This is a genomic window from Leptospira perdikensis, assembly GCF_004769575.1.
GTDB lineage: Bacteria > Spirochaetota > Leptospiria > Leptospirales > Leptospiraceae > Leptospira_A > Leptospira_A perdikensis.
Genome location: NZ_RQGA01000006.1, coordinates 1 through 1,970, shown reverse-complemented (window position 1 = coordinate 1,970; position 1,970 = coordinate 1). Strand labels below are relative to the sequence as shown.

General features: G+C 34.1%; 4 protein-coding genes. 1 reads left to right on the top strand and 3 read right to left on the bottom strand.

What is annotated here, in order from left to right:
* Nucleotides 1-435, top strand: a 435-nt coding sequence (locus tag EHQ49_RS07125; protein WP_135577823.1) for a YrhB domain-containing protein, incomplete at its 5' end; no start/stop codon positions are given.
* Between the two features lie 216 nt (nucleotides 436-651).
* Here the strand turns inward: EHQ49_RS07125 and EHQ49_RS07120 are convergent.
* From EHQ49_RS07120 to EHQ49_RS07110, 3 genes are all read right to left on the bottom strand, one after another.
* Nucleotides 652-954, bottom strand: coding sequence for an antitoxin (locus EHQ49_RS07120; RefSeq protein ID WP_135577827.1), 303 nt, complete (start codon nucleotides 952-954; stop codon nucleotides 652-654).
* Nucleotides 944-1,237 carry a BrnT family toxin gene (locus tag EHQ49_RS07115; RefSeq protein WP_135577825.1) on the bottom strand — a complete coding sequence of 98 codons (294 nt, stop codon included), beginning with the start codon at nucleotides 1,235-1,237 and terminating at the stop codon, nucleotides 944-946. Before EHQ49_RS07115 ends, EHQ49_RS07120 begins: the two co-directional genes overlap by 11 nt.
* A gap of 298 nt (nucleotides 1,238-1,535) precedes the next feature.
* Nucleotides 1,536-1,970 (bottom strand): YrhB domain-containing protein (locus EHQ49_RS07110; RefSeq protein ID WP_135577823.1); only part of this gene is annotated, 435 nt, incomplete at its 5' end.

Genomic DNA, 1,970 nt, shown 5'->3' with positions numbered 1-1,970 from the left:
AATGAATACAAACATTTAAAGTTAAAACTTACGGAAAGGAATCCAACACTGAGAAATAATATTCTCATTCATTCTGAAATTGATGCTTTACAGAAAGCCAATGATTATTTGAATCAAAAATCAGCAGATCTAGAAGACGATGAGTATATAATTACTAAAACCGAAGTAAAACAATATGGTTGGCTCGTTTATTTCACAAATAAAAAATATGTCGAAACTAATGATGATTCTTTTCTCTTATTCGGTAATGGTCCATTTATTATTAATAAATACGATGCGAGCATTTTTCAAATTGGATCTGCAAATCCAGAAAACCAAATCTACAAATATGAATTAGAATATTTCCCAGATTTTGTAGGCTCCCTTGAATACGTCCAAAATGAATTAACTCGCATTTTAGGAATGGAAGATGATATTTTTTTATTCGACACCTAAAGATTGCATTTTATTTTAACAGGTTCGCAACTACGTATAACAGCGACTTAACGCTTCGCTTCGGGACTAGCCCTCGCTTGGTCTGCGACACATTCCCCTTCTGTCACTCGCTCGCATCCGCAAGCTACGTGCCAGTCCCTAACGTCCCCTCCGAGGACTCAGGGTCGGGGAACGTCGTTAAGTCTAGTTCGTTATGCGAAGTCGTAGATTGTTAAACTATTTTTCTACTAATTTTCCAGTGACAAATTTATGGATTAAGCTAGAAATGAAAGTTTGATAAGGCAATCCTTCTTCAAAAGCTTTCTTTTGTATCGATTGTAAATCTAACTGGTTAAGTCTAATATTTATTCTTTTATTCTTGGCGAGCGTCGCAGAAGCAGCTTTCTGGTATGCGCTAATTAATTTATTATTTAATCCAATAGATTTCCATTCACCAGCTTCATAAGAAGTGAGAATATCTTTTTCTTCCTTAGAAAGCGAAGAAAGATCTTTGGAATTCTTGTTTATCTTAGTTTTCATTGTCACTTCCATCCTTTAAAAAATAATTACGTGTAGCTTTTCTGCTTGGTATAATAGTTTTTAAGAAAATTTCATCTTTGTTCTCAATAAATGGAACTAAGTAAGCATAGTTTTCAATTTCAACAATGAATATCGATTGGTTAGGATACTTTTCTTGATTTGGATGATTAATAATATCCAGTAGAAAACCATTTTCGATTTGAAAAAGAATTAATTCAAAAGAAATGCCACGTTCTTTTCTTAAAATTTCGTCTTTTTCAAGATCCCAGCGATAATTCTTCACTCTAGAATATGTGATGACAATGTGTGCCTTGTGTCAAGAGGTTTATAATTCTTTTTTTTAAAGTATTTCCTATGTTTTAAGGTTTATTTCTCTACGATTTCGCATAACGAACTAGACTTAACGACGTTCCCCGACCCTGAGTCCTCGGAGGGGACGTTAGGGACTGGCACGTAGCTTGCGGATGCGAGCGAGTGACAGAAGGGGAATGTGTCGCAGACCAAGCGAGGGCTAGTCCCGAAGCGAAGCGTTAAGTCGCTGTTATACGTAGTTGCGAACCTGTTAAAATAAAATGCAATCTTTAGGTGTCGAATAAAAAAATATCATCTTCCATTCCTAAAATGCGAGTTAATTCATTTTGGACGTATTCAAGGGAGCCTACAAAATCTGGGAAATATTCTAATTCATATTTGTAGATTTGGTTTTCTGGATTTGCAGATCCAATTTGAAAAATGCTCGCATCGTATTTATTAATAATAAATGGACCATTACCGAATAAGAGAAAAGAATCATCATTAGTTTCGACATATTTTTTATTTGTGAAATAAACGAGCCAACCATATTGTTTTACTTCGGTTTTAGTAATTATATACTCATCGTCTTCTAGATCTGCTGATTTTTGATTCAAATAATCATTGGCTTTCTGTAAAGCATCAATTTCAGAATGAATGAGAATATTATTTCTCAGTGTTGGATTCCTTTCCGTAAGTTTTAACTTTAAATGTTTGTATTCATT

What these genes read in the sequence shown, in the direction of transcription:
- EHQ49_RS07120 (WP_135577827.1), bottom strand. Translation starts at nt 954, where the DNA reads ATGAAAACTAAGATAAACAAGAATTCCAAAGATCTTTCTTCGCTTTCT.